This window comes from Pseudoalteromonas shioyasakiensis, assembly GCF_001550135.1.
Taxonomy (GTDB): domain Bacteria; phylum Pseudomonadota; class Gammaproteobacteria; order Enterobacterales; family Alteromonadaceae; genus Pseudoalteromonas; species Pseudoalteromonas shioyasakiensis.
The window spans coordinates 46,227-68,157 of sequence record NZ_LRUE01000024.1; the positions used below are offsets into that span (position 1 = coordinate 46,227).

At 41.1% G+C, this 21,931-nt stretch carries 22 protein-coding genes; 17 read left to right on the forward strand and 5 right to left on the reverse strand.

Annotated features, from left to right (window positions below; translation table 11 throughout):
* Positions 1-29 precede the first annotated feature (29 nt).
* From PASHI_RS19075 to PASHI_RS19085, 3 genes are read right to left on the reverse strand one after another with little or no spacing between them, the layout of a single operon-like run.
* On the reverse strand, positions 30-647 hold the full coding sequence (locus tag PASHI_RS19075) for a peptidylprolyl isomerase (protein ID WP_054562308.1): 618 nt from the start codon (positions 645-647) through the stop codon (positions 30-32).
* Between the two features lie 2 nt (positions 648-649).
* A complete protein-coding gene (locus tag PASHI_RS19080; RefSeq protein ID WP_054562307.1) occupies positions 650-1,201 on the reverse strand; it encodes a YajG family lipoprotein in 552 nt (183 codons plus the stop codon).
* Positions 1,202-1,214: 13 nt separating this feature from the next.
* Positions 1,215-2,348 (reverse strand): methyltransferase, encoded by a 1,134-nt coding sequence (locus PASHI_RS19085; protein WP_062566970.1) that lies wholly within the window; start codon positions 2,346-2,348, stop codon positions 1,215-1,217.
* 41 nt (positions 2,349-2,389) lie between these two features.
* Here PASHI_RS19085 and PASHI_RS19090 point away from each other — a divergent pair, with 41 nt between their 5' ends.
* From PASHI_RS19090 to nqrM, 11 genes are all read left to right on the forward strand, one after another.
* A complete protein-coding gene (locus tag PASHI_RS19090; protein WP_062566710.1) occupies positions 2,390-2,977 on the forward strand; it encodes an alpha-ketoglutarate-dependent dioxygenase AlkB family protein in 588 nt (195 codons plus the stop codon).
* 73 nt (positions 2,978-3,050) lie between these two features.
* On the forward strand, positions 3,051-3,362 hold the full coding sequence (locus tag PASHI_RS19095) for a BolA family protein (RefSeq protein WP_054554277.1): 312 nt from the start codon (positions 3,051-3,053) through the stop codon (positions 3,360-3,362).
* A gap of 265 nt (positions 3,363-3,627) precedes the next feature.
* A complete protein-coding gene (gene fabV / locus PASHI_RS19100) occupies positions 3,628-4,821 on the forward strand; it encodes an enoyl-ACP reductase FabV (RefSeq protein WP_058586502.1) in 1,194 nt (397 codons plus the stop codon).
* A 348-nt stretch (positions 4,822-5,169) separates the two neighbouring features.
* Positions 5,170-6,513 (forward strand): Na(+)-translocating NADH-quinone reductase subunit A, encoded by a 1,344-nt coding sequence (locus PASHI_RS19105; protein ID WP_058586535.1) that lies wholly within the window; start codon positions 5,170-5,172, stop codon positions 6,511-6,513.
* 4 nt (positions 6,514-6,517) lie between these two features.
* Positions 6,518-7,720 carry an NADH:ubiquinone reductase (Na(+)-transporting) subunit B gene (locus tag PASHI_RS19110; protein WP_062566711.1) on the forward strand — a complete coding sequence of 401 codons (1,203 nt, stop codon included), beginning with the start codon at positions 6,518-6,520 and terminating at the stop codon, positions 7,718-7,720.
* Entirely contained in the window at positions 7,713-8,465 is a 753-nt protein-coding gene (locus PASHI_RS19115; protein WP_054562304.1) for a Na(+)-translocating NADH-quinone reductase subunit C, read from the forward strand. The genes PASHI_RS19110 and PASHI_RS19115 overlap by 8 nt, the downstream gene beginning before the upstream one ends.
* Entirely contained in the window at positions 8,465-9,097 is a 633-nt protein-coding gene (locus PASHI_RS19120; RefSeq protein WP_054554281.1) for an NADH:ubiquinone reductase (Na(+)-transporting) subunit D, read from the forward strand. Before PASHI_RS19115 ends, PASHI_RS19120 begins: the two co-directional genes overlap by 1 nt.
* Before the next feature lie 10 nt (positions 9,098-9,107).
* Complete coding sequence (gene nqrE / locus PASHI_RS19125; protein WP_016708692.1) at positions 9,108-9,716, forward strand: NADH:ubiquinone reductase (Na(+)-transporting) subunit E; 609 nt, start codon at positions 9,108-9,110, stop codon at positions 9,714-9,716.
* Positions 9,717-9,735: 19 nt separating this feature from the next.
* Positions 9,736-10,962, forward strand: coding sequence for an NADH:ubiquinone reductase (Na(+)-transporting) subunit F (gene nqrF, locus PASHI_RS19130; RefSeq protein ID WP_054562303.1), 1,227 nt, complete (start codon positions 9,736-9,738; stop codon positions 10,960-10,962).
* Positions 10,963-11,074: 112 nt separating this feature from the next.
* Positions 11,075-12,106 carry an FAD:protein FMN transferase gene (locus tag PASHI_RS19135; RefSeq protein WP_062566712.1) on the forward strand — a complete coding sequence of 344 codons (1,032 nt, stop codon included), beginning with the start codon at positions 11,075-11,077 and terminating at the stop codon, positions 12,104-12,106.
* Between the two features lie 326 nt (positions 12,107-12,432).
* Positions 12,433-12,645 carry a (Na+)-NQR maturation NqrM gene (gene nqrM / locus PASHI_RS19140; RefSeq protein ID WP_036966498.1) on the forward strand — a complete coding sequence of 71 codons (213 nt, stop codon included), beginning with the start codon at positions 12,433-12,435 and terminating at the stop codon, positions 12,643-12,645.
* A 177-nt stretch (positions 12,646-12,822) separates the two neighbouring features.
* Here nqrM and PASHI_RS19145 read toward each other — a convergent pair whose 3' ends face one another.
* Positions 12,823-14,163 carry an alpha-L-fucosidase gene (locus PASHI_RS19145; RefSeq protein WP_208855500.1) on the reverse strand — a complete coding sequence of 447 codons (1,341 nt, stop codon included), beginning with the start codon at positions 14,161-14,163 and terminating at the stop codon, positions 12,823-12,825.
* Between the two features lie 246 nt (positions 14,164-14,409).
* Between PASHI_RS19145 and PASHI_RS19150 the strand changes: the two genes are divergently transcribed.
* The gene (locus PASHI_RS19150; RefSeq protein WP_062566713.1) at positions 14,410-15,387 is read left to right on the forward strand and encodes a transposase; all 978 of its coding nucleotides are present in this window, start codon (positions 14,410-14,412) and stop codon (positions 15,385-15,387) included.
* A 213-nt stretch (positions 15,388-15,600) separates the two neighbouring features.
* Here the strand turns inward: PASHI_RS19150 and PASHI_RS19155 are convergent, their stop codons facing one another.
* Positions 15,601-16,956, reverse strand: coding sequence for a M14 family metallopeptidase (locus PASHI_RS19155; protein WP_062566714.1), 1,356 nt, complete (start codon positions 16,954-16,956; stop codon positions 15,601-15,603).
* 415 nt (positions 16,957-17,371) lie between these two features.
* Here PASHI_RS19155 and PASHI_RS19160 point away from each other — a divergent pair, with 415 nt between their 5' ends.
* From PASHI_RS19160 to cyoD, 5 genes are all read left to right on the forward strand, one after another.
* Positions 17,372-17,791: a hypothetical protein gene (locus PASHI_RS19160; protein ID WP_062566715.1), complete on the forward strand. Its 420-nt coding sequence runs from the start codon at positions 17,372-17,374 to the stop codon at positions 17,789-17,791.
* 239 nt (positions 17,792-18,030) lie between these two features.
* A complete protein-coding gene (gene cyoA, locus PASHI_RS19165; protein WP_054562298.1) occupies positions 18,031-18,945 on the forward strand; it encodes a ubiquinol oxidase subunit II in 915 nt (304 codons plus the stop codon).
* Between the two features lie 2 nt (positions 18,946-18,947).
* Positions 18,948-20,936, forward strand: coding sequence for a cytochrome o ubiquinol oxidase subunit I (cyoB, locus tag PASHI_RS19170; protein ID WP_062566716.1), 1,989 nt, complete (start codon positions 18,948-18,950; stop codon positions 20,934-20,936).
* The gene (gene cyoC, locus PASHI_RS19175; protein ID WP_054554290.1) at positions 20,933-21,568 is read left to right on the forward strand and encodes a cytochrome o ubiquinol oxidase subunit III; all 636 of its coding nucleotides are present in this window, start codon (positions 20,933-20,935) and stop codon (positions 21,566-21,568) included. The genes cyoB and cyoC overlap by 4 nt, the downstream gene beginning before the upstream one ends.
* The gene (gene cyoD / locus PASHI_RS19180) at positions 21,568-21,927 is read left to right on the forward strand and encodes a cytochrome o ubiquinol oxidase subunit IV (RefSeq protein ID WP_062566717.1); all 360 of its coding nucleotides are present in this window, start codon (positions 21,568-21,570) and stop codon (positions 21,925-21,927) included. Before cyoC ends, cyoD begins: the two co-directional genes overlap by 1 nt.
* Positions 21,928-21,931: the final 4 nt, after the last annotated feature.

Here is a 21,931-nt window from a genome sequence, read left to right on the forward strand (position 1 = left end):
CCAGTTTAAGGGGCGTGCGCCCCTATTTATTATTGATTAGCGTCAAGCACTTTTACGTTTAAGATAACAACAGGATCTTTGGGTACAAAGCTGTAACCGATTTTTTCGTTAAAAGCGGTTTCGACACGCATGATTTTGTCTAGTGTGTCATAGCCATCCATGACCATACCGAATACGGCAAAGCCCCAGTCGCGACCAGGATTAAGATGATCGTTATCGTCCATGTTAAAGAAAAACTGACGAGTACCTGAGTGAGGTTTACGGTCTTGATATGCCATTGCGATGCTATACATATCGTTTTTTAACCCGTTGCCACTTTCATTAAAAATTGGGTCACCTTCGTACAGACCATCATAGTCTTTATCGTAACCACCGCCTTGAATAACAAAATCACGTTCGTTGTCTTCATCACGTTCTACACGGTGAAACACACTACCTTGATAGCTACCGTCGGCAACGTAAGTTAGAAAGTTATTTACGGTTATTGGTGCGCGTGAACGATCCATTTCGACCACAATACTGCCAAGCGTAGTGACAATTTCTACGCGTGGAAACATATTATCTTTTTGAATAAATTTACCCTCAGTCGCTGCGAATGAACTGTGAGCAAAAAACAATATAAAACTAAGTAATAAAATACGCTTCATAGTTAACCTTCTAAATAGGCGATTAATTCTGGGTCAGATACAATGCGGGTAATTATTTGCTCAGTCAACTTATTAAGCTGACCTTCTACTTTTGCACGGTCATGGCTGAGTGGCCCTTCTAGGTTTGCATTACCACGGTATATCTTGCTGAAAGTGCTTGAGTTTCTGATTACTCTTAAGCCTAATTCAATAGTTGCGTCACTTGTGTGAGTCATCATCTTTTCAGTAACAACTGCTTGCAGCTTATGAATATCTAATTCAAAGCGTGTTGTCGCCAAGTTTGAGATACTCGCCCCATTACGGCTTAATGCACTGTCTAGAGCGCTTTTCACTGAATCAGTTATACCTGGGCTGGCAAGCGTTTTAGTTTTATCTGATTCAATAATTTTTAGGGTCACGTTGTCGCCGCGTAAATCAATTACGCTAGTACTAACGCTAGTACTAAGGTTTGAAATTTTGCCGCCTTGATAAACGGGGTTTAAAATTAATTGATTGGGTTGGTTGCTACATGCCGCAAGTGCAAGCACCGCACATAAAGGAAGTATTTTTTTCATTTAGTTAGCTCCATTAATTATTCTTTGTTGCACTTAGTACGACAAACTTTTTGTTAGACCCTAACAACTTACAATTGCCGAACATGCGTTTTAACTTTTCATGATAGTCTAGATGACGATTACCAATAATTCTTAATTCACCACCGTGCTTTAATGTGTGTTTTGCCTGTTTGAACATTTGCCATGCAATATGATCAGTAACCGCTTGCGCTTGGTGGAATGGCGGATTACATAAAACGAGGTCAACACTGTTAGGTTGAAAATCGGTTAAGCAATCGTTTTGGACAAACTCACACTGTTCTAATTGCTCTGGTAGATTGTGAGTGATATTTAACTTGGCTGATTCAACGGCCATATACGACTCATCAACGAAGGTTACATGGGCTTTAGGGCAGCGCTTTAAGGTCATTAAGCCAACAACACCATTGCCACAGCCTAAATCAATGATGCTGCGGGCTTTACTTGTTTGTGGCAAATAGTTAAAGAAAAAGCGCGCGCCAATATCTAGTGAATCTCGTGAAAAAACATTAGCATGGTTTTGTATTTCAAATTCACTGCCTTCAAGTGGCCAGTTAACAGGGAAGGGGGCAACTTTATTAAGGCCGCTGGTTTTACTGATGATTAAGCGGGACTTTTTAACCGCTAAGCTGGTTGATGTTTCACCGATATACTGACTAAAAGCCTTTATAGTTGAGTTGTGAATGTCTTTCGTTTTTCCAGCTGCAATAACATCAATGTCGGCAGGTAAAGCTGCACTGATTGCGGCAAGTTGATGCTGAAGATAGCCTAAATTGCGTGGCACTTTTAATATCACTAAATCAACCTGATTAGGTAATGCTGCTAATGAGTCCAGTTGCGTTAAAGAATCTGTTGATAACTCATTAGCTTGTAAATTATAGCGGGTAGCTTGATGACCAATATACGAGTCGTTAACTGAATAAACTGTTAACGTATTAAAGGCACAGGCTAAAGCGCCAAAACTGTCATTGAGTATCAGGATTGAATTTGCATCTGGATAGTGCTCTTGTACATAATTGACAAGGTACTCATCGCCTGAGTCCCACGCTTGAAGACTGCGATTCTTTTGATCTAACGGAAAGCGTTCTAGGGTATAGGTGTTATCACCGAGCTGTGCTTGGGTGGTCATCATGATTTTACGAATGTATTAATGTATAGGTAAATTCTAACATGCAACAGCCAAACGCCAACCCTAATCATTTACCTGATGGGTTTTCTTACCAAGCTAATGCATTGAGTGCACAAAAAAGCCTCGAGTTATTTTACTTTCTTCAGCAACAGCTCAATTGGCAACAACCAACTATAAAAGTGTACGGAAAAAGCCATGTGATCCCACGTTTGCAATGCTTTATTGCTGATCAGAACGTAAGTTATGGTTACTCGGGTTCACAGTTAATCGTTGAGCCATGGCCGGAGGTGCTTGATGCTATGCGTGTACGCTTATCAAGAACTTTGCAGATACCATTCAATGCGCTTTTAGTTAATTTGTATCGAGATGGTCATGATTGTATGGGCTGGCATAGTGACGATGAGAAAGAACTTGGGGAGCAACCGACAATCGCTTCTGTATCACTAGGGGCCGAACGGATATTTAAAATAAAGCACAAACATAATAATGAACAACATAGCATTGTGCTGCAAAGTGGCAGCTGTTTAATCATGAATGGTTTTAGCCAGCGCGATTACCAGCATAGTTTGCCAAAGCAGCAAAGACTCAAACACCCTCGAATTAACCTCACCTTTCGTTCAATCATATAAAATCATTGGCAAAATGAGTCATGCCCTTGATATAGTAGCTGCCAATTATTTTCTTATTAAAGGTCTATGACACATGTCAATGCAACAACAAATTGAGCAAAAGCTTGCTGCGGGTATCGAATGTAAACACCTGAATGTTGTCAATGAAAGCCATATGCATAGCCGTGGAACTGAATCGCATTTTAAAGTGGTGGTTGTGAGTGAAGAATTTGCAGGTAAACGTTTACTTGCACGTCATCGTCAAATTAATGAGCTATTAAAAGATGAATTAGCAAACCATATTCATGCATTAGCGATTCATACATTTACTCCCGAAGAGTTTAGTGAACAACATGGACAGGCACCTGAATCACCTAAATGCTTAGGTGGCTCAAAGTTCGACTAATTTAGCAGGACAGCCACCTAAAGTTAGAAGGACAGTCACTCAAAGTTAGCAGGACAGTCACTCAAAGTTAGCAGGACAGTCACTCAAAGTTAGCAGGACAGTCACTCAAAGTTAGAAGGACAGTCACTCTAAACTGCTTGTCACTTGGGGTTTTAAGCTCGAAAGATTTAAGTGGGTCTGAAAAGTTTTACTGATCAGACCTGTATTTTAACTATTAGCCTTTAAACTAGCGCTAATTTTTATTGTGATAGATATAGGATGATCAATGGTCATTAAGCCGAAAATTCGTGGATTTATCTGCACTAACGCGCATCCAGTAGGGTGTGCTGAGCACGTACAAGAACAAATTAATTATGTGAAAGCGCAAGGACCACTGAGCAATGCACCTAAGAATGTATTAGTGATTGGTGCGTCTACAGGTTACGGCCTAGCATCACGTATCACAGCTGCATTTGGTGGCGGTGCTAAAACGTTAGGTATTTTCTTTGAAAAAGAAGGTAGCGAACGCAAAACGGGTTCTGCAGGTTGGTACAACACTGCAGCATTCCAAGCAGCCGCTGAAGAAGCTGGTTTATGGTCTAAAAATATCAATGGCGATGCGTTTTCTAACGAAATCAAGCAAAAAGCAATTGATACTATCAAAGCTGATCTAGGTAAAATTGATTTAGTTATCTACAGCCTAGCGTCACCTCGTCGTACTGATCCAAATACAGGCGAAACTTACTCATCAACACTTAAGCCTATTGGCTCAGATATCACAACGAAGAACCTAAACACTTCAAAGCGTGTGATTGATGAAGTAACGGTTGAAGCAGCAAGTCAAGAAGACATCGACAATACAATTAAAGTAATGGGCGGTGAAGATTGGGAAATGTGGATTGACGCATTAAAAGAAGCGGATGTGCTAGCTGATAACTTCAAAACGACTGCTTACACTTATATCGGTAAAGAGTTAACGTGGCCAATTTACGGTCATGCGACAATTGGTAAAGCGAAAGAAGATCTTGACCGTGCAACTCAAGCAATCAAAGAGTCTACAAAAGGCTTAAATGGTGAAGCGTATGTTTCTTCATTAAATGCGGTTGTGACACAAGCAAGCTCGGCAATTCCAATTATGCCTTTATATATCTCTGCTTTATTCAAAGTAATGAAAGCAGACGGGACTTACGAAGGTACCATTGAGCAAATTCACTCACTATTTACTGAAAACCTTTACGGTGAAACCCCACGTTTTGACGAAGGTGGTCATTTATTCCAAAACTACAAAGAGTTAGAAGATGATGTTCAAGCTCGTGTACAACATGTTTGGGATACAGTAGATACAGATACGATTGACGAATTAACGGATTACGTGGGTTACCACAATGAATTTTTACGTTTATTCGGTTTTGGTATCGACAGTGTAGATTACGAGCAAGATGTGAATCCTGATGTTGCGATTTCACAACTAATCGATTAATCGCTAAACAAACTTGATTTTGTAAAGTCGCTTTTTTAAGCGACTTTTTTGTTTATGGGTGAAAATAAAACATCATCAATAGCACTTTGGTCTATATTGAATTTTATTCAAAAGGTTTTTGTAGTCTAAATAACCGTATCTGTCGTATAAATTTCATATTTGCTCTCGCATAGTCACCCTGATTGATGTTAAAATTCGGGCAATATATGTGAGGAGTTTACTGCGTTGCTTGTTTGGGGTGTTAAACAGGCTATTCTTTGATACTTAGAGTTTAACTTGAGCATATCAAATGGCGACGTGGTTGGTACGATTTTTCAGTTTCTTTCCGTTAATGTAATGCAAGTGCGTATGATCAACATAAAAAAAGGTCTGGATTTACCGATAGAGGGCGCACCTCAGCAAGTTATTCACGATGGTTCTGCCGTCAAACGTGTAGCTGTGCTAGGTGAAGAATATATTGGTATGCGTCCAACCATGCATGTTCGCGTGGATGACCAAGTCAAAAAAGGCCAGGTACTTTTTGAAGACAAAAAGAACCCAGGCGTCTTATTTACTGCACCAGCTTCTGGGGTAGTTAAAGAAATCAATCGTGGTGCTAAACGTGTGCTGCAATCTGTTGTTATTGAAGTTAATGGCAGTGAGCAAATCACCTTTGACTCTTTCAAGGCCGACGAGCTTTCGGGCTTAGACCGTGAAAAAGTTAAAGAAGTACTAGTTCAGTCAGGTCAATGGACAGCACTACGTGCTCGCCCATTCAGCAGAGTAGCTGCTTTGGATGCAAATCCTAGCTCTATCTTTGTAACGGCTATCGACACTAACCCGCTAGCTGCAGATCCTGCAGTAATCATTGCTGAAAACACTGCAGCATTTGAAGCAGGTTTAGCTGTGGTATCTCGTTTGACTGACGGCAAAGTATTTGTTTGTAAACAAGCTGGTAGCCAAGTGCCTAGTTCATCAATCCCTCAAGTAGAAGTACATGAGTTTGGTGGCAAGCATCCGGCAGGTCTTGTTGGTACACACATTCATAACTTAGACCCAGTTTCTGCAAGCAAGCAGGTTTGGCACTTAGGTTACCAAGACGTAATCGCGTTTGGTAATTTATTCCTAACAGGTGAAATCTTCACAGACCGTGTTGTTTCTCTTGCAGGTCCTCGTGTTAAAAACCCACGCTTAGTGAAAACTCAGCTAGGTGCATCTTTAGATGATTTAGTTGCTGGTGAATTAGAAGACGGTGATAACCGTGTAATTTCTGGTTCTGTATTATCAGGCGCTATTTCTCAAGGTCCACACGCGTTCTTAGGTCGTTACCATGTTCAAGTATCTGTATTACTTGAAGGTCGCGAAAAAGAGCTATTCGGTTGGATCGCACCAGGTGCTAACAAGTTCTCAGTAACACGTACCTTCTTATCTCACCTTGCTCCTAGCCGTCTATTTAACATGACGACTTCAACAGGTGGTTCGAAGCGTGCCATGGTTCCAATTGGTAGCTATGAGCGTGTTATGCCTTTAGACATCCTACCTACACTATTATTACGTGATTTAATCGCACGTGATCTTGATGGTGCTATTTCGTTAGGTGCGCTAGAGCTTGATGAAGAAGATTTAGCATTATGTACCTTCGTTTGTCCAGGTAAATACGAGTACGGTTCAATCCTACGCGATTGCTTGACTACGATCGAGAAGGAAGGCTAGAGAGATGGGTTTAAAGAAATTTCTAGAAGATATTGAGCCGCATTTTGAACCGGGTGGTAAACACGAAAAATGGTATGCGCTTTACGAAGCTGCAGCGACTATTTTCTACACGCCTGGTTATGTAAATAAAGGCAAAACACACGTTCGCGATAACATCGACCTAAAACGTATGATGATTTTAGTGTGGATGGCGACGTTCCCTGCAATGTTCTTTGGTATGTTCAACATCGGTCATCAGGCCGCTGGTGCTTTAGCGCAAGGTTTTGAACTAGCAAACACATGGCAAGTTGGTCTGTTCCAATTATTCGGTGGTGAATTAACTGCTGACTCTGGTTGGGGCGCGAAAATGTTTTACGGTGCCTGCTTCTTCCTACCAATATACGCAGTAACATTTGCTGTGGGTGGTTTCTGGGAAGTATTATTTGCTTCAGTGCGTAAGCACGAAGTAAATGAAGGTTTCTTCGTAACATCTGTATTATTCGCACTGATCCTGCCTGCGACGATTCCTTTATGGCAAGTTGCACTAGGTATTACGTTTGGTGTTGTAATCGCTAAAGAAATCTTTGGTGGTACAGGTCGTAACTTCCTTAACCCTGCTCTTGCCGGTCGTGCGTTCTTATTCTTCGCATACCCTGCGCAAATTTCAGGTGACACAGTATGGACAGCAGTAGATTCATTCTCTGGTGCAACTATGCTTGGCCAAGCTGTTGTTGGTTCACTTGATTACAGCAACATGGAGCTATGGTGGAATGCGTTCTACGGTTTCATTCAAGGTTCTGTAGGTGAAACGTCAACACTAGCACTATTAATCGGTGGTTTATTCCTAATTTATGTGCGTATCGCTTCATGGCGTATCGTACTAGGTGTATTCCTAGGTATGGTTGCAACGGCATTCTTACTAAATACAATTGGTTCAGAAACCAACGCTGTATTTGCTATGCCTTGGCACTGGCACTTAGTTCTTGGTGGTTTTGCATTTGGTATGTTCTTCATGGCAACAGACCCAGTATCTGCATCATTCACAGACAAAGGTAAGTTCGCTTACGGTGCGTTAATCGGCTTTATGGTTGTAATGATCCGTGTTGTTAACCCGGCATTCCCAGAAGGTATGATGCTAGCAATCTTATTTGCTAACTTATTTGCACCATTATTCGATCACTTTGTAGTGCAAGCTAATATCAAGCGGAGGTTGGCACGTAATGTCTAGTAATAACGAATCAATCGGCAAAACGCTAACCGTTGTTGTTGCACTATGTTTAGTGTGTGCAATCATCGTATCGTTTGCTTCAGTTCAGCTTCGTCCTTTACAGCAAGCTAACAAAACACAAGATATTCAACGCAATATCTTAGCGGCTGCAGGCATTGAAGTATCAGGTACTGTGTCAGATACCTTTAACTCAAAAATTGAAGCACGTGTTGTAGACATGAACACAGGTGAGTTTGTTGAAGGTGCTGATCCTAACTCATTTGACTTCGAGAAAACAAAATTCGACCAAGCTCGTAGCTTTGCGTTGAAAGCAGAAGGAATTAAAGACATCGCTGGTATTCAGCGTATGACAAAAAATTCACCTGTATATATTTCGAAGAAACCTGATGGTTCTACAGACGCAATCATTCTACCAATCCAAGGTTATGGCCTTTGGGGTGTAATGTACGGCTTCTTAGCGCTTGAAAGCGATGGTGAAACAGTTAAAAACATCAACTTCTTCAAGCACAACGAAACGCCAGGTCTAGGTGGTGAAATTCAAAATCCACAATGGACTGCTAAATGGCAAGGTAAAGAGTTACCAATCAATATCATGAAGAGCGGTGCGAAGAACGAACATCAAATCGATGGTCTTTCTGGTGCAACATTAACTTCAAACGGTGTTGATCACACAGTTGACTTCTGGACTGGCGAGCATGGCTTTGGTCCATTCCTTGCGAAAGTACGTGAAGGAGCGTTGAAATAATGGCTGATACTAAAGAAATGAAGTCGGTCCTATTTGGCCCGGTATTCGCAAATAACCCGATCGCATTACAAGTACTAGGTATTTGTTCTGCGCTAGCGGTAACATCAAGCTTAAAAAATGCACTAATCATGTCAATCGCATTGACACTAGTAACTGCGTTTTCTAGCTTGTTTATTTCGTCAATTCGTAACCACATCCCATCATCTGTACGTATCATCGTGCAAATGACGATCATCGCATCACTTGTAATCGTTGTTGACCAAGTACTGCAAGCATTCTCTTATGCAACTGCTAAAGAGCTTTCAGTATTCGTTGGTCTAATCATTACAAACTGTATCGTAATGGGTCGTGCTGAAGCATACGCAATGAAGTCACCACCGTTAATGTCTTTCTTAGATGGTATCGGTAACGGTTTAGGCTACTCAGTAGTACTACTAACTGTTGGCTTCATCCGTGAGTTATTCGGTAAAGGTTCACTATTCGGTGTTGATATTATCCCATTAGTACAAAATGGTGGCTGGTATCAACCAATGGGTCTATTGATTTTACCACCGAGTGCATTCTTCATTATTGGTTTATTCATCTGGGTACTTCGTACCTTCAAGAAAGACCAAGTAGAAGCAAAAGCGTAAGGGGCGAGCAGTGGAACATTATATTAGTTTATTTGTAAAAGCGGTTTTCATTGAAAACTTAGCTTTAGCCTTCTTCCTAGGTATGTGTACTTTCCTTGCTGTATCAAAGAAAGTAACAACGTCAATCGGCCTAGGTGTGGCAGTTATCGTGGTACTAGGTATCTCAGTACCTGTAAATAACTTGGTTTATCACGCTGTTCTTGCACCTGGTGCATTAGAGTGGCTTGGCTACCCAGAAGCAGACCTTAGCTTCTTACGTTTCTTGACTTTCATCGGTGTTATTGCAGCACTTGTACAAATTCTTGAAATGGCATTAGATAAGTTCTTCCCTGCACTTTACAACGCGTTAGGTATCTTCTTACCACTGATCACAGTTAACTGTGCGATCTTCGGTGCGGTATCTTTCATGGTTGAGCGTAACTATAACTTCGGCGAGTCTGTTGTTTATGGTATCGGTTCAGGTGTGGGCTGGGCACTAGCAATTACTTTACTTGCTGGTATCCGTGAAAAAATGAAGTACTCAGACGTTCCTGATGGCTTACGTGGTTTAGGTATTACTTTCATCACTGTTGGTCTTATGGGTCTTGGCTTTATGTCATTCTCTGGTATTTCACTTTAATAGGTAGCGAGGATAAATCATGAATGAGATTTTCTTAGGCGTTGGTGTTTTCATCGCTATCGTTGTTATTTTAGTTTTAGTTATCATTGGTGCTAAATCTAAATTAGTAGCAAGCGGCGATATCATCATCGGAATTAATGGCGATCCAGAAAAAGCTATTAAAACATCTGCAGGTAGCAAGCTATTAGGCGCGCTAGCTGATTCAGGTATCTTCGTTTCATCTGCATGTGGTGGCGGTGGCTCTTGTGGTCAGTGTCGTGTACACATCAAAGAAGGTGGCGGCGATATCTTACCAACAGAACTTGATCACATCTCTAAAGGTGAAGCTCGTGAAGGCTGCCGTTTAGCGTGTCAGGTAAATGTTAAGAACGACATGGAAATTGAACTTGAAGAGTCAATTTTCGGTGTTAAGAAGTGGGACTGTACTGTTATCTCTAACGATAACAAGGCAACGTTCATCAAGGAGCTTAAACTACAAATTCCTGATGGCGAGTCAGTACCTTTCCGTGCCGGTGGTTATATTCAAATTGAAGCACCAGCTCACCACGTTAAATACGCTGATTTCGATATTCCAGAAGAGTATCGTGGCGACTGGAACCACTTCGGTTTCTTCGATCTGGAGTCTAAAGTAGACGACGAAACAATTCGTGCATACTCAATGGCTAACTACCCAGAAGAAGAAGGCATCATCATGCTTAACGTGCGTATCGCTACGCCGCCGCCAAGAGACCTAAGCCTTCCATGTGGTAAAATGTCTTCGTACATTTGGTCATTAAAAGAAGGTGATAAAGTGACTATTTCTGGCCCATTCGGTGAGTTCTTCGCGAAAGACACTGATGCAGAAATGGTATTCGTAGGTGGTGGTGCAGGTATGGCACCAATGCGTTCACATATCTTTGACCAACTTAAGCGTTTAAAATCTAAGCGTAAGATGAGCTTCTGGTATGGTGCGCGTTCTAAGCGTGAAATGTTCTACGTAGAAGATTTCGATGGCTTAGCAGCAGAAAACGATAACTTTGTATGGCACACAGCACTGTCTGATCCACAACCAGAAGATAACTGGGAAGGTTACACAGGCTTCATCCATAACGTACTTTATGAAAACTACTTGAAAGATCATGAAGCGCCAGAAGATTGTGAGTTCTACATGTGTGGTCCTCCAATGATGAACGCGGCTGTTATCAACATGCTTAAAGATCTTGGTGTAGAAGACGAAAACATCTTATTAGATGACTTCGGTGGCTAACACCATACACAAAACAATAAGTTTTGGTTAGAATACAGGCCTCGTAGCACATAGTGTTACGAGGCTTTTTTATTTCTATACCGAATCCTGTGGTATCTAAAAGGTGAATGCTATGAATAGAGTGTTTTATCGCCAAGGCTTGATGGCCTTTTTTCTATTAACTATGACTTTACTCATGGCTGGCTGCAGCCAAGCTGATAAGGCTGAAGAGCTTTATTTTGAAGGTAAGACAATGGGCACCACTTATCATATTAAGGTGTTTGCAGAGTCTTCAAAGGTTGCAGGTGTTGATTTACATCCTGAAATTAAGCAAGTACTTAAAGATGTAAACCAATCTATGTCGACTTACATTCCTGATTCAGAAATTAACCAGTTCAACCAGTTACCAGCAGGGCAGGTAATGCCAATAAGCACTGATTTTAGAAACGTGGTAGCTGAATCAATTCGCCTTGGCGAATCAACAAAAACGTTAGATGTGACTATGGGGCCACTTATTGACTTGTGGGGCTTTGGTCCAGATAAAAAGCCGACTAAACGCCCAAGCGATGAAGCTTTGGCTGCAATGGTTGCCAAAATTGGTGTTGATAAGCTTGAACTTACAGATGCGGGTCTGATGAAAACAATTGATGGTTTAGAACTGTCGTTTTCTGCTACAGCAAAAGGCTATGGTATTGATAAAGTCGCAGAAGTGATTGAAAGCCATGGTTTCACTAATTATATGGTTGAGATTGGTGGTGAGCTTCGTGTATCGGGTATTAAGCCAAACAATATTACTTGGAAAATAGCTATTGAGCAGCCTGATGCTGAGCCTGGCGTGCGTAAAGTACATAAAGTAATTGAGCCGGGTACTAATGGTATTGCGACATCAGGTGATTACCGAATTTTTTACGAAATGGATGGTGTAACCTATAGCCACTTAATTGACCCTGTAACAGGCATGCCGAGCCGTCATGATTTGGTATCAGTTACTGTTTTACACCCATCAGCGATGACTGCAGATGGCTTAGCGACGGCAATCACAGTGATGGGCATGGAAAAGGCGCAGAAATACGCCGAAGAGCACGATTTGCCGGTGTACTTAATTGGTAAGTCAGACAATGGCTTAGTAACTTATTCAAGCCCTGCATTTAAACCATATTTGTAGCAGGGCAAGAAGCAGTGCATATCCAAGTTACCTCAAGATGCAGAATTCAGCGTTTCACAGGTGCTTAATATCAAGGCGTTCAGTCCCTTTTAAGAAGTAACAACGATGAGAGTAAGCGCCTGTGAAGTGCCCAAAGGGTTGGTTTAAAAGCGATTTATACTGCGTTATTGATTTTAACAATAGAACCACTATTGCTTGCAATCAATGCCTTGCCTAAATCGCTTTTAATTCCAACTGAAACTCGCACCTTGAGGTGGTTTGGGTATATAATACATGCAGCCTAATTAGTTGGGCTCGATTTAATTGCTGACGATAGGGGCAAAGCAATGTCACTTTTTCTTCTTACATTTGGTCTACTTATTTTAATTGTGGCAGCGATGGCTGTCGGCATGATTGTGCAAAAGAAATCTATGGCCAGTAGTTGTGGTGGCCTAGGCGCTGTTGGTATCGACAAAGCCTGCGACTGCGACGACCCATGTGACAAGCGTAAAAAGCGCATGGCAAAAGAACAAGCCTGGAAAGAGAATCAAATTCTTTAACCACAGAAAAAGCGCCTAAAAGCGCTTTTTTAATACCTAAATTTTACAAGGACAGTCACTGTTAAATTTTCTGAGACAGCGACTCTCTTTTATAAGCCCAGTCATTGTTAAATATATTTTATGTGGACAGTCATCTTTAATTTTAAATTTAGTTTTTTGACTGCTTTTAGACGTTGATCATTTTAGCTTTAACTCGATGACTTGAACGTACTCTTCATTATCAAACTTCAAACTTTCTAGTGTAATTGCGCTCTCAAGTTGTTTAAAGTTAACTGGTTCTGAGGTTTTTAAATTAGTTGCAGACTTGATAGGGGTTGCAAGTTCTATACTTAATGTATCTGCTTGCCAGTTGAGAATATGAATAAAAATACTCTCATTGTTATGGGTACTTACTCCCCAGTTTTGTGGGGAAATAGGGCCGCCTCGAGTACCGTATATACTTTTACCGAACACCTTCAGCCACTGGCCAATTTCTGCAAACGTTTTTAGGTTTTCTGGTTGGATCTTGCCGTTAGGCATAGGCCCAGTATTTAGTAAATAATTAGAGTTTCTTCCTGCGGCACTTACTAAGGTTTGCACGAGCTCTTTAGTCGTCTTGTAATTATCATCAGTTAAACTGAATCCCCAGCTACCGTTCATTGTTTGTGCCATTTCTAAAGGTAATTCACCTAATCGTTCTTGATTAGTAGGAAGCTGTTGTTCAAAGCCCTGATAATCTTCTCCCGGAACAGTAAATCTATGATGGTTATTTACGATTAAGGTTGCTGGTTGTAATTCATGGATCATTTTATAAGTGCGTTGTAGTTGCCAGTTATCCCAATTGTGGGAGTCTTCTTGATCCCACCAACCATCAAACCAAATACCACCAATTGGGCCATATTGAGTTAAAAGTTCTTTTAATTGCGCATCTTGAAATTGCAGGTATTTTTCCCAGTCACCACTTTTTTCTCGCTTAGTGTAATGGCCTGTTCGGCCCCATGGGTAGTAATCTGGGTGATGCCAATCAAGCTGAGAGTAGTAAAAGAAAAGTTGTAAACCATGTTTATGAGCTGAATTAGCAAGCTCTTTTATAGGGTCTTTTTTATAAGGTGTACTATCGACAATATCAAAGTTAGAAACTTTACTGTCGTACATAGCAAACCCATCATGATGCTTTGAAGTAATAACAATATACTTTGCTCCAGCATCTTTAAACGCCTTAACCCATTGATCTGCATCGAAGCCTGTTGGGTTAAAAAATTCAGCTAAACGCTGATACTTAGGGCCTGAAATTCGTAAGTCTTCCATGATCCACTCGGCTCCATATGGGCTTCCTACACCACCAAGCTGGCTATACAGCCCCCAATGTAAAAAGATGCCAAACTTATTATCTTGAAAACGTTCTCGGGCTTTTAAGTTTTCAGGAGCTGGTGTGTAGGCTTGTGCTTTATCTGGGTCAATTGCGACGCCTGTCCCAGCATGCCCTACACTTGAAAATATAAGCAAAGCTATTATCAGCAAGCAGTTAAATGTATTCACTTTATACCTCATAAACTAGGTTCTTTACTTAAAAGTAGCAGGAAATCATTGGCCCAAAAATAAAGGCAATTATGCATATTCGAAAATTTTATATATGCAGAAACATAGAAATACGACGTTAAAAGTAAAACTCATTAGCACGGACAGTCACTTTTATCTGTTAACTTAATCTTGCGGCAAAACGGATTTTGTCTACACTTTAGTTACAGCTAATGCATTTCAAATTATCAGTTCAAGGAGTGAACGATGGCTTTAGCAAGGAAGCGGCAAATCTGTTTGTCGAACACCAAGTATTATCATTGTGTATCCCGTTGCGTTAGACGCGCTTACCTTTGTGGAGAAGACGCACTCACTGGTAAATCATATGAACACCGCCGAGGATGGGTCGAAGATCGCCTACTTTTTCTTGCGAAGGTATTTTGTATTGATGTATGTGCTTATGCCGTGATGAGCAATCATACGCATCTTGTTATTTATGTTGATGATAAAAAAGCAAACAGGTTATCGGATAAAACCATTCTATTACGTTGGTTTAAGCTCAGTAAAGCAACGCCTTTAGGTCAAAAATTCCTTCATGGTCAGCCGTTAAGTGACGGCCAACAAGTCTTCTTAAATAAAGAGGTTGCTGAATACAGAGCGCGCCTTTCGAACATTAGTTGGTTCATGCGAATGCTTAATGAATATATTGCCAGACGTGCAAATAGAGAAGACGAGTGTACGGGTCACTTTTGGGAGGGGCGTTTCAAAAGCCAAGCGCTCCTTGATGAGTCAGCACTTTTAGCATGTATGGCCTATGTTGATTTAAACCCTGTTCGTGCTAAAGCTGCGAGCACGCCGGAGCAATCGGACTATACCAGCTTTAAAAAGCGATTCCAGAGTGCGAAGGAGTCAAAGCAACCTAAGGTACTAGCTCGTTTTATTGGTGGCATGAGTAAGTATAAATCAAAGGGTATACCTTTTGAGTTAAAGTCATACTTGTTACTGGTAGAGCAAACTGGGCGTTGTATCAGCGCGGATAAGCCGGGATATATAGAGCATCATTTACCTCCTATTCTTGAAAGGCTAAATTTCGAAGCTGAAAGCTGGTTAACACTAACAACCCACTTTGAAAACTTATTTCATGGAGCTGTAGGTCGAGTGGATGCAATTGAAAATTATTGCAGTAAAACTGCTCGTAAGCGACGAAGTAACCTAGCAAGCTGTAAGTTATTACTTGCTAGTTAATCTTAAATTTCTCTCGACTTTTATTTTTTGCAAACTCTTGCAGCTAATTTGTGCTTTTAATTCTCATAAAGCTAAATCTTTTATATTGGTTTTTATTATTAGATTAAGCTAATAGGGTGCTTTGCCTGCACAGCTATTATTTTAGGTTACAAATTTAAGGTATTTGGAGGTTTAACAGGCACTTTTAACAGTGCCTGTCCTTTTAAATCGTGTTCAATCTAAATTAATTAGCTCAGCCCCTAAAACTGCGTACTTATTTTTGCCATTTGCTTGTAAGAAAAAGGCGGCAGGCGCATGAAGTGAAGGTATTGATGTAAATACACTTTTGCATGCGTAAACTGGCCAATTTGTGGCGTTTTCTAGCATATTAATATCGCCAGAAAAGCAACTATACCCTTGTATTAAAAGCTCTTTATATCTATTTTCGGTAAGCGTTAACGGCTCATTTAATACAAAGCTGTTACCTACCTTAAAGTTCAGGCTGCTTGCATCTAAACTTGTGTAACCTTGGCGGATACTGCTTATATCACCCAATTCTTTAATGATGGGTGACTGTCCTTTGTTGTTTATTGCAATATCTATCTGGTAATCGCCAAGTTCACTCTTTACAGTCACATCGTCTATTAGTAAGTCTACCCAATTGTCTTTAGCGTTAAATGGTATAGCGTGGTACTGGGCTATTTTAGCGCTTTTCCATTCTCCTAAAGTTATTGAATCAATGGCCTTTTTATATAAAACACGGTTAACTTTACGTGCTATTTGGCGATTTGGGTCGTTTGGGTAAGCGCCTGATTCAATTAATATAGTTCGGATACCTTTTTCCGAAAAAGTATCTCCAAAACTGCGATAAGAGTAACTGTCGTTGTACTTGCCTAAGTGCCCCGGGATCATTGTTTCAACTGTTTTGGCTAAGTGGGCAATAAACTGCATAGCCTCACCACGACTTTTATTTACTTCTCTTGCTTCATTATAGGCGGGTGCTAGCACTGAAATGGTGGCTTGTTTTCCCATTTTACCTGCACCGTAATAGGCATTCTGATCATGTAAGTTAAAGCCAAAGTCAGGTTTGAATGCATCTGCCGCAGCCATGAGTATTTGCCCTTCTTTTGTGCGAAGAGCTTTTGCATCACGATTTAAATCAATACCTTGTGCATTATGGCGGGTTTGAACAGCAGCGCCATCCGGGTTCACCATAGGGATTATGAGAAGAGTTATTTTCTGTTGCCAGCTTTCTAGCCATTGTGCGTTTTCATCTGCGGTTATAAAGCTTAAAAAATCCATTAGTGCGGCAGTAGCTGTGTTTTCGTCGCCGTGCATTTGGCTCCACATCATCACTTTGATTGGGCCTGTGCCGATTTTAAGAGAGTTAAGTGCCTGTCCTTGGAAAGAGGTGCCTAATTGTTTTAGTGTAACGCTTGGGTGTTTTGCTGCGCTTTTTAAGTGTGGCTCTATATCGGCGTAGTAAATCGCAGGTTTATCTAAGCCAGCTACAGCGGTGTCTTCAATCGTACTTGCGAATGTCGTGTTACTTAATACTAAAAGGGCTGTGGCGAGTGCATATAGGCGCATAATTATCTCTTTTATTCTTTATTTTAATGTTATTAAGAATATTATATTTTTTATGGTTTGGCTAATCCTTGTTCAGTATTAAAGCTTTGATTGCTACTGACTAAGTATGTTTTAAAACGCTATTTTTATGCTATTTTCTTTTTCTTCATTGCTTTTCGCTATATAAAATACAGTATTACTTTTAAATACTTAGCTGTAATAAGGTTGGTTTTTTACAGTTTGTTATCAAATGGCTAAATAATACTTAACCATGTGCTGTTAAATTCTACTTGTACCGTCTGTTGACTTTGTTATACTCCACATCGAAATTTCAGTAATTACTGAAACTTTATTGATGAAGATCATGTTACCGCATTAAAAAATAGGGTAAGCCACTTACCTCAAATGCAGTAAAAGCGATAAAAAGGCGTGAGTTTTGCGAGCAATTAATCAGTCACAAGGTGTCAAACAGTCTAGCTTAGCTAGATTGCAATTGGCTGCGCGTGCGTTTTTTGCTGGTAAAGAGCTAATGTCAGTTTTAGCCTTGTTGCTGATTAATTCAGCGATGCTAATCAACGGTACATTAGAAGATGCTCAAGGGCTAAGAAGTTTATTAAGCGAAGGTGCTTTATACGAAGCACCATTGCTTAACGTGTTGAGTTTTTTAGCTTACCCTGTGGTGTCTTGCCAATTACTTATTGGTTTATGCTGGTTGGTCTTCCATTTCTTCCCTGCGCGTCGTGCAGGTGTCATTTTACGTAAAGCGGCCTTCGCTGCGCGTGAAACGATAAAGTCTTTAGTAGTACACAGCGCTCATGGCTGTCGTGCTCCTCCTCGTGTAAGTGGTTGTCTGTAAATGAGCTTTGTTGCTTAAGTTCAGCCATTTTAGTCATTTTCTAAGTTGTCTTTACTAAGCACCTAGTGGGATTTTTACGCCCAAATTTCAGTCAGCCAACCTAATAAAATCCCTCACTTTTTAGCGTGCCTTTTTGTCGTGCTCGTTATTCAGCCGAGGGATATCTGTAGCATCTGTTGCAGAAAAGCGTCGTGTTCTTATTTCGACAAGTGTTAACTTTTAGGTTGTAGGATATTCCTTTGTCAATTCGAAACCTTTGTAATATTGCTCTAGCGTCTTTAGTGCTGGCTTTGTCTGGCTGTAAAGGCGGGGTACTCGATCCAAAAGGTCAAATTGGTGTCGACGAGAAGTATTTAATTATCGTAGCTACGGTGTTAATGCTGATTGTTGTGATTCCAGTTATTGCCATGACAATTTATTTTGCATGGAAATACCGTGATGGACGAGATCAAGAAATTTACGCTCCAAAGTGGGCGCACTCTAATAAGATTGAAGCTGTAGTTTGGACCATTCCTATCATCATCGTTGCGATTTTAGGTGTGATCACGTGGCAGTCAACGCAACAACTTGACCCATATAAACCACTTGAGGGTAAAGGTAAGCACCTTACTGTTGAGGTTGTTTCTTTGAACTGGAAATGGTTATTCATTTATCCAGAACAAGGCATCGCCACAGTGAATGAGCTTGTTTTTCCTGCCAATGTGCCAGTGCAGTACAAAATCACCTCAGAAAGCACCATGAACTCGTTTTTCATTCCACAGCTTGGTAGCCAAATTTATTCAATGGCCGGTATGGAAACAAAGCTTCACTTAATCGCTGATGAGCCGGGTACTTTTAAAGGCTTTTCTGCTAACTACAGTGGTGCAGGTTTCACTGGTATGAAGTTCGATGCCATTGCAACAGCCACAGAAGCTGATTTCGATGCTTGGGTAAACAAAGTAAAAAATACCGGTTCTGCATTGACTAAGCAAAGCTATGTTGAACTTGCAAAACCAAGTGAATACGACCCAGTTAAATACTATGCCAGCGTAGATAAAGATATGTTCCATTCAATCGTAATGAAATATATGCAAGCGCATGGCTCTCACGGTGCAATGCAACACGCTATGCCAGAGCACTCAGCTCATAAAAAGCACAGCGAGGACGAGGAATAATCATGTCGTTGTTAGGTAAATTAACATTAGACGCAATCCCGTTTCATGAACCAATTATCATGGTTACCATGACGGTTGTTGCTGTCTTAGGTCTGTTAGTGGCAGGCTTAGTAACAAAATATAAAAAGTGGGGCGTGATTTGGCACGACTGGATCACCTCAATTGACCATAAGCGTTTAGGTGTGATGTACATCATTCTTGCGCTTATCATGCTTTTCCGTGGTTTCGCGGATGCCATTATGATGCGACTGCAATTAGCAATGGCTACCGGCGGTGCAAGTGGTTACTTACCACCAGAACACTATGATCAAATCTTTACGGCGCACGGGGTGATCATGATCATCTTTATGGCGATGCCGTTTATGATTGGTTTAATGAACATCATCTTACCGTTGCAAATTGGTGCTCGTGATGTTGCATTCCCATTCTTAAATAACCTTAGCTTTTGGTTAACTGCTGGCGGTGCAATCCTAATCAATATCTCATTATTCTTTGGTGAGTTTGCGAAAACGGGTTGGGTGGCATATCCACCATTGTCAGAGTTGTCATTCAGTCCGGGTGTCGGGGTCGATTATTATATATGGGCCTTGCAGATATCCGGCTTGGGTACCTTATTAACTTCGGTAAACTTCTTAGCGACTGTATTTAAAATGCGTGCACCAGGCATGACATTAATGAAAATGCCTATTTTTACTTGGGCATGTACGTGGGCGAATATCTTAATTGCAGCATCGTTCCCAATTTTAACAGCGGTACTGGCAATGCTAACGCTTGATCGTTATCTCGATTTCCACTTCTTCACGAATGAATTAGGTGGTAACGCGATGATGTACATCAACTTATTCTGGGCCTGGGGTCACCCTGAGGTTTACATTCTGATCTTACCTGCGTTTGGTATTTTCTCAGAAGTTATCTCAACGTTTGCGGGTAAACGCCTGTTTGGTTATAAGTCGATGGTTTATGCAAGCGGTGCAATTTCGATTTTAGGTTTCATCGTTTGGCTTCACCACTTCTTTACTATGGGCTCAAGCGCTAACGTTAATGCCTTCTTTGGTGTTATGACCATGGTTATTGCGGTACCGACCGGGGTTAAGTTGTTTAACTGGTTATTCACTATGTATCGTGGTCGTTTACGTATTACTGTGCCTGTCCTTTGGACTTTAGGTTTTATGGTGACGTTCACTATCGGTGGTATGACCGGCGTGTTACTTGCTATTCCTGGTGCTGACTACGTATTACATAACAGCTTATTCTTAATCGCTCACTTCCATAACACCATCATTGGTGGTGCGGTATTTGGTTATTTAGCTGGTTTTGCGTTTTGGTTCCCTAAAGCAATGGGCTTCAAACTTGACGAGAGCTGGGGCAGACGATCTTTCTGGTGCTGGTTAATTGGTTTCTTCGTGGCATTTATGCCGTTATACGTACTTGGTTTCTTAGGTATGACACGTCGCTTAAACCACACGAACAACCCTGATTGGAACATTTGGTTATACATTGCAGCTGGTGGTGCGGTGATCATTATGTTCGGTATCTTGTTCCAAGTTGTGCAACTTGTAGTGAGCTTCAAAAACCGCGAGCAACTTGATGATACAACGGGCGATCCGTGGAATGGTCATACCCTTGAGTGGGCATCGGCTTCACCTCCGCAGTACTACAACTTTGCGAAAATCCCTCATGTTGATGACATCGATGCGTGGACAGACATGAAAGAAAAAGGCTTAGCTTACAAGCAAGAAGACTCTTATAGCCCAATCCATATGCCAAAGAATACATCGGCAGGTGTATTAATGAGCGCAGCTTTAACAACCTTCTGTTTTGCCATGATCTGGCACATTTGGTGGCTTGCAGCCTTTGGTTTACTGGGTGCTATCGTGGTGTTCATCAAACGTTGTTACATCAGCGATGTTGATTACTACGTGCAACCAGATGAAATTGTTGAACTGGAAACGGCTCACAATACAGCCGCTACGAAGGAGGTGAATGCATGAGTAGCATTTCTGCAGGACTCGACACCTTAAACGGCGCACACGGTCATGTCGATGCACATGACCATGAGCACCACGATACAGGTGGTAACACCGTATTTGGTTTTTGGCTTTACCTTATGACTGACTGTTTGTTGTTTGCATCATTCTTTGCAACCTACGCAGTATTGTTCATGAACACTGCTGGCGGTGTGTCGGGTAAAGACATTTTTGAACTTGATTTTGTTGCGGTTGAAACCGCAGCTCTACTACTTAGTAGTATCACTTTTGGTTTCGCGATGATTTCTGCTCATGGGCAGAAAAAGGCGGCTACGTTAACTTGGTTGCTGGTTACTTTTGCCTTTGGTGCAGTGTTTATTGGTATGGAAGTTTACGAATTCCATCACCTAATTGCGCACGGTAATGGCCCTCAGCAAAGTGCCTTTTTAACATCGTTCTTCTCTTTGGTGGGCTTACATGGTCTTCACGTAACAGCTGGTCTTATTTGGATGACTGTCCTGATGATTGAAGTTGTGCGCCGTGGTTTAAACCCACAAACAGTGACACGCCTAAGTTGTTTAAGCCTATTCTGGCACTTCTTAGATGTGGTGTGGATCTGTGTATTTACCGTTGTTTATTTAATGGGAGCAATGTAATGAGCCACAGTGAATCACATGTAATGAATAACTTAGAAGTTCATGCACATAACGAACAATCACATGGCAGTGTTAAAGACTATTTAATTGGTTTTGTATTGTCAGTGGTTTTAACGGCTATTCCATTTTGGGCTGTGATGAGTGGTTCGTTTTCTAAAACGACCACTGCATGGTGCATCGTGAGCATGGCGATTGTGCAAATTTGGGTGCATTTGAAATATTTCTTACACCTAAACTTCAAAACTGAAGACGGCAAGGCAAGTTCATTGTCGTTTATCTTTAGTGCTTTAATCATTGTAATGGTGGTTGGTTTGTCGGTGTGGATCATCTACGAATCGAACGCCATGATGATGTACTAATAAC